Source organism: Spongiibacter sp. (assembly GCF_041602295.1).
Lineage (GTDB): Bacteria > Pseudomonadota > Gammaproteobacteria > Pseudomonadales > Spongiibacteraceae > Spongiibacter.
Genome location: NZ_JBFIGO010000114.1, coordinates 1 through 7817, shown reverse-complemented (window position 1 = coordinate 7817; position 7817 = coordinate 1). Strand labels below are relative to the sequence as shown.

The 7817-nt window shown below is 58.1% G+C and carries 10 protein-coding genes; 8 read left to right on the top strand and 2 right to left on the bottom strand.

Annotated features, from left to right (window positions below; genetic code table 11):
• The 3 genes from ABYM29_RS13705 to ABYM29_RS13695 all read left to right on the top strand — a co-directional run.
• The coding region (locus ABYM29_RS13705) for a phospholipase A (protein ID WP_372865338.1) at positions 1–445 on the top strand (445 nt) is incomplete at its 5' end.
• Between the two features lie 30 nt (positions 446–475).
• Positions 476–1123, top strand: coding sequence for a carbonic anhydrase (locus ABYM29_RS13700; protein WP_372865337.1), 648 nt, complete (start codon positions 476–478; stop codon positions 1121–1123).
• Positions 1110–1451, top strand: coding sequence for an MGMT family protein (locus tag ABYM29_RS13695; protein WP_372865336.1), 342 nt, complete (start codon positions 1110–1112; stop codon positions 1449–1451). Before ABYM29_RS13700 ends, ABYM29_RS13695 begins: the two co-directional genes overlap by 14 nt.
• Before the next feature lie 18 nt (positions 1452–1469).
• Here ABYM29_RS13695 and ABYM29_RS13690 read toward each other — a convergent pair whose 3' ends face one another.
• Positions 1470–2981, bottom strand: coding sequence for an MFS transporter (locus ABYM29_RS13690; RefSeq protein WP_372865335.1), 1512 nt, complete (start codon positions 2979–2981; stop codon positions 1470–1472).
• A gap of 3 nt (positions 2982–2984) precedes the next feature.
• Complete coding sequence (locus tag ABYM29_RS13685; RefSeq protein ID WP_372865334.1) at positions 2985–3467, bottom strand: YajQ family cyclic di-GMP-binding protein; 483 nt, start codon at positions 3465–3467, stop codon at positions 2985–2987.
• 106 nt (positions 3468–3573) lie between these two features.
• On the opposite strand from ABYM29_RS13685, the gene ABYM29_RS13680 reads away from it, so the two are divergent.
• The 5 genes from ABYM29_RS13680 to ABYM29_RS13660 all read left to right on the top strand — a co-directional run.
• Complete coding sequence (locus ABYM29_RS13680) at positions 3574–4500, top strand: 2-dehydropantoate 2-reductase (protein WP_372865332.1); 927 nt, start codon at positions 3574–3576, stop codon at positions 4498–4500.
• Positions 4501–4520: 20 nt separating this feature from the next.
• Positions 4521–5717 carry a hypothetical protein gene (locus ABYM29_RS13675; RefSeq protein ID WP_372865331.1) on the top strand — a complete coding sequence of 399 codons (1197 nt, stop codon included), beginning with the start codon at positions 4521–4523 and terminating at the stop codon, positions 5715–5717.
• A 363-nt stretch (positions 5718–6080) separates the two neighbouring features.
• Entirely contained in the window at positions 6081–7106 is a 1026-nt protein-coding gene (locus ABYM29_RS13670; RefSeq protein WP_372865330.1) for a hypothetical protein, read from the top strand.
• Positions 7107–7153: 47 nt separating this feature from the next.
• Positions 7154–7477 (top strand): DUF2513 domain-containing protein, encoded by a 324-nt coding sequence (locus tag ABYM29_RS13665; RefSeq protein WP_372865329.1) that lies wholly within the window; start codon positions 7154–7156, stop codon positions 7475–7477.
• Between the two features lie 167 nt (positions 7478–7644).
• A partial coding sequence (locus tag ABYM29_RS13660; protein ID WP_372865339.1) for a nuclear transport factor 2 family protein occupies positions 7645–7817 on the top strand: 173 nt, incomplete at its 3' end.

Here is a 7817-nt window from a genome sequence, read left to right as displayed (position 1 = left end):
GCAGTGGCAGGGCATTCGCAATGTCGGCAACCAGTTAATTTTCAACCACCAGTCCAATGGCCGCAGCGAACCGCTATCGCGCAGCTGGAACCGCATCATGCTCAATATGGTGTTCGAGCGCGACCGCTTTGCGATGACCTTCAAGCCCTGGTACCGCATTCCCGAAGCCGCCGAAGACGACGACAACCGCGATATTGAGTTCTATCTGGGCAATTTCGAGTGGATGGGCTTTTACCAGTGGCGCGACCGCACACTTAGCGTCATGCTGCGCAACAATCTGCGCAGCGACAATCGCGGCGCCGTCGAGATCGGCTGGAGCTTCCCCATTAGCACCAAGATCAAAGCCTATGTAAAATATTTCAACGGTTACGGCGAAAGCCTTATCGAATACAACAACTCGCTACAAAGCGTCGGTTTCGGCGTACTGATCAGCGACTGGCTATAGACTCACTGACTGCAACAGCAAAGGTACACAATGATTACTGCCCAGCAAGCCCTCACCCGCCTGAAAGAAGGCAATGCCCGCTTTGTCGAAAAGCTGGGCGACAACGAAGCCTGCATCGTCAACAAAAAACCCGAACTGGTGGAAGAGCAGAGCCCCTTCGCCATCATCCTCGGTTGCTCCGACGCCCGTGTACCCGCAGAACTGGTTTTCGACCAGGGCCTGGGCGACCTGTTTGTGATTCGCGTGGCCGGCAATGTGGTGGCGCCCTCGGGCATTGGCAGCGTGGAATTTGCCGCCCTCAACTTCGGCACTCCGCTGGTGGTGGTGCTGGGTCACTCGCGCTGCGGCGCCGTTAAGGCCACCGTTGACGCGCTGAGCGGCAACTCCAAAATCCCCACCTCCAGCCTGCACTCCATTGTTAAACGCGTGCGCCCGGCAGTGGAAACCCTGCTGGCCACCGAGCTGAAAAACAATCCCGAGGAACTGGTCAAGCAGGCCGTGCGCGCCAATGTGCGCAGCTCGGTCGAGCACCTGTGCAGCGGCTCATCCACTCTGGAGCAGCTGATCAGCGAGGGTAAATTGATGGTGGTCGGCGCCGAATACTCACTGGAAACCGGCGAAGTGGACTTTTTCTACGAAGACTACTGGGAGCGCATTCGCAGCCTTGGCGAAGAATGAGCCCACTGAACAGGCTCGGTGCCAGCTGCTGCTGACGCTGAGCCAAATTCCCGCCGGGCGGCTGTGCAGCTATGGCGAGCTGGCCAAGCTCGCCGGTCTGCCCGGCCGCGCCCGCTGGGTGGGCAGCCAACTCAGCCAGCTGCCCGCAGACAGCAACCTGCCCTGGCAGCGGGTCGTCAACGCCCGGGGCAAAATCAGTTTCCCCGTCCGCTCACCTGCCTACCAGCGCCAGCTGGAACGCCTCATTGCCGAAGGCAGCGCCGAGCCCTCGGGCAGGCTGCACTGGCGGCGCTGCCGCTGGCCCGAAGCGTGGCCAGCAAGCACTTAACAGCGTAAAACCTCAGGCCTAGCGAAAGCGCAGCCGCCGGCCCAGATAGGCAATCAGCACAATGACCGGCACGCCCATCAAACTGGCAATCAAAAAGAACTGACTGTAGCCCACCGCTTCGGCCACCGCGCCGCTATACCCGCCCATCAACTTCGGGAACAGGGTCATCAGCGAACTGAACACCGCGTACTGGGTCGCCGTGAACGACACATTGGTCAAGCTCGACAGCCAGGCCACAAACGCCGCCACCGCCACTCCGCCGCTGAGGTTGTCGGCGGCAATCACCAGCGTCAGCGCAGTCAAATCGGCGTCAATTCCCGCCAGCCACATAAAGCACAAATTGGTTACCGACACCAAAATCGCGCCCAGCATCAGCACCCGCATGACGCCGATTTTCAGCGTCAAAAAGCCGCCGAGAAAGCTGCCGACAATGGTCATCAATACGCCGAACACCTTGGTCACGCTGGCAATTTCCGCCTTGCTATAGCCCATGTCCTGATAGAACACATTAGCGATCACCCCCAGCACAATATCCGACACCCGGTAAAAACCGATCAGCAGCAGCACCCAGAGCGCCACGCCCTTGTAGCGCACAATAAAATCGACAATCGGCTGGGTGTAACTTTCGCGCAGCAGCGCCCGGTCTACCCAGCCGACGCGCAGCAGCGCGACAAACACCAGCAAGCCCAGCACGGCCGCCACCACAAAGATGGCGCTATTGAAAGCAAAGGCAAACACACTCTGGGTGCCGCCGTCATACCACTGCGGGGTATCTGGCGACACCAGCAACAGCTGCACCAACACCCACATCGCCAGCACAAAGGCGCTAAAAAAGCGCGCGTAGGCCGACGTTGAATAGGGATAGGGGTCCGCTCTGGTCGGGCAGGGCTCGGCAATCAGCAGGGTGGTGACCACCCCTATACCCATCACCCCGGCCATGCACAAATAGGTGTTTCGCCAGGCTTCATAGCTGTACACCTCAGGGGTGCTACCAAAGCCCTGCGCCAGAAACAACGCGCCGGCACCTGCGGCAATCATGCCAATGCGGTAACCGGCGATATAGGTCGACGACAGCAGCGCCTGTAAACGCTCGTCGGCAGACTCTATGCGGTAGGCGTCGATCACCACGTCTTGCGTGGCCGCAGAAAAGCCCAGCAGCACCGAGGCCACCGCCATCATCTGCAGATTGTACAGCGGGTCGGTCAAGGCCATCAGCGCAATGGCCGCGATCACCGCCAACTGGGCCAACAGCAGCCAGCCGCGCCGACGGCCAAGCATCTTGCTCAGCAGCGGCAGCGGTAACTTGTCCACCAGCGGCGCCCAGACAAACTTAAAGGAGTAACCCAGCGCGGCCCAGCTGAAGTAGGTCACGTCCGCCTTGTTTAAGCCCGCCTCGCGCAGCCACAGCGACAAACTGGAAAAAATCAGCAGCAGCGGCACCCCCGCCGCAAAGCCCAGAAACACCATGATCCATACCGGCTTTTCTCGCCACCACTGTATCTCGCTGCCATCGTCCACCGCTGCTGTCACTGGCTAGTCTCTAAAGTTATTAAATTGCAGGGGCTGCTCCAAATCGGCGTCGCGCAGCAGTGCCATGACCTGCTGCAGGTCGTCGCGCTTTTTGCCGGTTACCCGCACCTGGTCGCCCTGAATCTGGCTCTGCACCTTGAGCTTGCTGTCCTTGATCAATTTCACCACCTTGCGGCAGAGGTCGGACTCCAGGCCATTTTTCATCGTCACCCGCTGCTTCACCTGCTTGCCGGCGCCCTCGACATCGCCCAGTTCCATGGCCTTGGGGTCTATCTTGTTTTTAATCAGATTGCTGCGCAGCATGTCTTCCATCTGCGTCAGCTGAAACTCCGCGTCGGCGTACATCACCGCATTGAGGCCGTCGCGCTCAAAGCGCGCGTCCACGCCCTTAAAATCAAAGCGCGTATCAATTACCCGGTTCGACTGATCCAAGGCATTGGTAAAGGTGTGCAGATCCACTTCGGAAACAATATCAAACGACGGCATTGGGCCCTATCCTCCAGTTTTTAGCGCTGCCAAGTGTAGCAAGGGCGACGCCGTCTCAACAGCGCGGCAATTGCTTGCGATGGCGGCGATCACGTAAGCTGAGCCCATGAACACAGCAAACGACCACTGGCATATTCTCGGCGCCGGCGCCATTGGCAGCCTGTGGGCCAGCCATGCCTACCAACACGGCCGCCCCGCCACCCTGCTGCTGCGCAACGACGAACGCCTGCGCGACTACCAACGCGCCCAGGGCCTACTCGTCACCCTAGGTGCCGGCGCCGAGCTGCTGCCGCTACCCGCCGAGTCCTGCGAGCAGCCCGGCGCAGCTATCCAGCACCTGCTGCTAACCACCAAGGCGCCCGACAGCCACGCCGCCGTCAGCGCCATCAGCCCGCGACTGGCCCAGGGCGCCACCGTCGTGCTGCTGCAAAACGGCCTGGGCGTGCGCGAAGAACTGCTCGCCCTGCGCCCCGACCTGCAGTGCTATCACGCGGTCACCACCGAGGGCGCCTACCGCCCCGCGCCCTTTCAGTTAGTGCACGCCGGTCGCGGCCACAGTCTGCTCGGCGGCGGCCCGGCGGCGCAGACGCTGGCCGCCAGCCTCAGCGTGGGGCCGCTGCAGGTGGCCGCCACCGACGACATCGACAGCGCACTGTGGCGCAAACTGGCGATTAACTGCGCCATCAACCCGCTCACCGCCCTCTACCGCTGCCGCAATGGCGAATTGCTCGACAATCCGCTGGCCCTGCAACAGCTGCACAGCGTGGTCGACGAAATACTGGAATTGGGCCGGCGCATGGGCAAGGCCGAGCGCTTCGACGGCCTGCGCGAACAAGTACTGGCGGTGGTCAGTGGCACCGCTCTGAACCGCTCGTCCATGCTGCAAGATATAGAAGCCGGGCGGCACAGCGAAATCGACTATATTACGGGGTATCTCTGCCGCCAAGCCGAGCACTACGGCTGCCCGGCAGACACCAACCGCCAGCTGCTCGCGCAGATACAGGCGCTGCCATCTACAGGCGGCGTAAGCTAACACCACTTTGAGCAAGCCTTATGACGCTAAGCGCCCTGCAAGCCCACAATATAGAAAAAGCCATTATTCAGGGTCGCAACATCGAGGCGATAAAACTCTACCGCGAGGCCGAGCACTGCGACCTTGAACAGGCCAAGGCCGCTATAGACGCCATTGCCGCCGACCTGCGACAGCGCAAACCCTATCTGTTCAGCCAGCAACCCGCCAACGACCAACCGGGCCAGGTCAGCCTAACCCGCGGCGGCGCGGTGGCCGCCGCACTGATCAGCACCCTGCTGGTCGGCGGCGCCCTGTACTACTTTCTGGTGCAAGATCCCCCGGCAAGCAACCCCTACACCGCCAAGACGCCCGACGACGCCAGCCCCCCCAGCGCCGCCGCCCCCAAAGCCCTGAGCCTGCCCAGCAGCATCGACAGCCGCCGCTTTGCCGCGCCGCTCAACCCCGATGTTTCCGACGACCGCTTTGCCGCCCTCTACCCGGCCAAAATTCGCAGCGAGTCCTATGTAAACCGCAAAGCCGGCAGCGCCAGCCGCCGCCACGACGACAGCGTGCTGGAACGCAAAATTAAAAGCGCGCGCAGCCAGCAGGCCGCCCGACGCGTCGCCCCCACCGGCGCTAAGGTACACGCCATTCCGCGCAGCAGCACCCTGCCCACCATCAACGGCGTGCTGGCCGCCGGAGAATGGCAGGACGCCGCCGTGCTTAACCGCGACGACGACAGCGGCAACGCCAGCCCGACCCGCCTGTATCTCAAAGTGGTGGGCGACTGGCTGCTGATTGCCGGCGACGTGCCCGGCGAGCGCAGCGCCGACGGCTACGACCAACTGCGACTGTATTTCCATGCCGGCCTGCTCGACGGCCTCGTCAACGAACGCCTGCATATCGGCCGCGGCCCCGGTGTCACCAGCATTCGTCAAACCGATTTTTACTGGCAGGGCCCGCCGCCGACTAGCGACGACGAGCGCTGGAAAAAATACCCGATCAGCGACTGGGGCCTGTACTACTACGCCTACGGCACCTCCTCCCTGCACAGCGGCCACCGCCAGTACGAAGTCGCCCTGCACATCGGCGAGGCCGGCCTGCACCGCGGCGTACCCTTTAGCTTTTACGCCGAAGTCGAAACCGACCCACTGACCAACGCCGACGGCAAATTTGTCGAGCGCCAATACCTGGGCAGCTTCGGCAGCCCCGCCCAGCCCCTGTGGCTGCAGTTTTAGCTGACCGGGGTTTAACGCTGACCGGCGCCGCAAGACTTGAACAATCGTTTCCGCCGCCGTATTGTCGATAGCCAACCGCACTAGCTTGTGCCGCAACAACCCCACCAAGGAATGGTAAGCCCGATGATCGCCAGCACCGCCCTGCTCACTGCCTATCCCTACCGACTATCCCTGCGCGCCGACAACGGCGTGCCCCGTGGCCCACTTAAGGCAACCCCCAATTTTCCGCACGCAAGTTTTGTGCTTGCAGGCAAGTCCTTACAGACAGCGGGAAAATAGCGGAAGGTGATAGCTGGCCGCCCGACGATAAATAGTGTGAGGCCGGCGGCCTTATAAACAAGCTATTAGGCATACGGAGGTAATGTGCAAGTAATTAGTTATCCATCGACTTGTGATGTAAAGGCAATATTCAGTTTTTGTGATGAAATTGAGCATTGCTGTGGAGAAGATGAGGTCGTAATCGATTTCTCTAATATGGGACGAATCGAACCATTTACTATGGTTTACGTTGCTAAATTTATTAGGGAGTTTAATCGGCGCAACAAAGGCACAACCGTTTCTTGCCAAGGCCATCAATCCAAAGACTATGCAGCAAATATGGCCTTCTTTAGGGCCTTCGGGCTTAAGCACGGAAGAGAGCCTAACTGTGTTGATGGAAATGATAGATTTGTACCTTTCACAATTCTCAGGGTACAAACCATCGTCGATGAAGCAACCAAGGAATGGGAAGCAGAGCAAGAAGTGATAGAGCGCAGATCAGCTCATCTTGCCGAGATATTGGCCCAACAAAGCACTGGAAATCTTGTTGATGCTCTTACATTTTCTATACGTGAAATAATGCGTAATGTTTATGAGCATAGCAAGTCAAAGAGCATAGAATACTGCGCTCAATACTGGCCATTCTATAGCAAAGTTGAGATTGCCATCATTGATCATGGCATAGGTTTGAGGGCGTCGCTTAAAGATAATCCTCACGTTCAGATAGAGACGCATAGCGATGCTATTCAGCAAGCATTGATGCCGGCCATTTCAAGTAAAAACTATAAGGGAGCAATCGTAGATACCAATGACCCTTGGCATAATTCCGGGTTTGGCTTGTACATGATCAATAGAATATGCCGCTTGGGTGGAAGCTTCTTAATTTGTACTGGTGATCATGGAATAAATCTCGATGAAAACGGAAAAGAGCATATTGATTTGCCACATATATGCCGAGGAACCGCAGTTAGAATGGTACTGAACACTAGTAAGTTAACTGAGCTAAGCTCAATGCTGGCTAAGTTCCGAGATGAGGGCTACGAAATAGCCAAGCAAATAAAAGGGGTAGGCATGTATGAAGCTTCTGCTGCATCTCAAATGCTCTCGAGAGATTTTGAGAAAAATGTCTAACCAATCGCTGCACCGGACAAATTACACAATGTGCTCCTAATTTCCCGGTGAGCAATGCGCTAGTTACAGAGAGGACTCAAGCAGTGAAACGAGACTTGGGATTGGTGATGAAAATTCTCGACATCCTTGCCGAAAGAGAGGAGGTTTCTGTTATCCAACGTATGGAAGTCGAAGGCTATGATGAACGAGTCGTAGCATATCATCTGCGTCGAATGCATGAGGCTGGGCTATTGGATGCAGAAGCCATCGTTTCACCTTCAACCGAGTCAAGATTAATTAGTGTTCTTCCATTTGGTTTATCATGGGCCGGGCATGAATTCCACGATTCAATGAAAAACAAAACTGTGACGTCTCAGCTTAAAAAAGGCTAGGTGGCGCGATTTCCGATGTCCCGTTTTCGCTTATACAGGAGCTGGCACTGTCGCTAGGTCGAGCGCAACTGGGACTGTAAGTATGGTATCTAACAAAATCGGGCTGCGCGACTTAAACCCCTGCCGTCGCCCGGTTCCGGCGGCCGCTATTGGTGGAATTAAAACGGATGATTGATTCGCGCTTTGCCAAGCACTTCGCCGAGGAGTGGGTCGCCGCCTGGAACCGCCGCGACCTCGACGCCATACTTTCGCATTACGCCGAGGATTTTGAGTTTTCCTCTCCGTTTATCGCCGCCGTGGCCGGCGAGCCGAGCGGGGTGTTGCTGGGCCACACCGCCAT

Bases quoted from the DNA above. Each gene is read 5' to 3' on its own strand.
- ABYM29_RS13675 (WP_372865331.1), top strand. From the start codon at position 4,521: ATGACGCTAAGCGCCCTGCAAGCCCACAATATAGAAAAAGCCATTATT.
- ABYM29_RS13700 (WP_372865337.1), top strand. From the start codon at position 476: ATGATTACTGCCCAGCAAGCCCTCACCCGCCTGAAAGAAGGCAATGCC.
- ABYM29_RS13685 (WP_372865334.1), bottom strand. From the start codon at position 3,467: ATGCCGTCGTTTGATATTGTTTCCGAAGTGGATCTGCACACCTTTACC.
- ABYM29_RS13680 (WP_372865332.1), top strand. From the start codon at position 3,574: ATGAACACAGCAAACGACCACTGGCATATTCTCGGCGCCGGCGCCATT.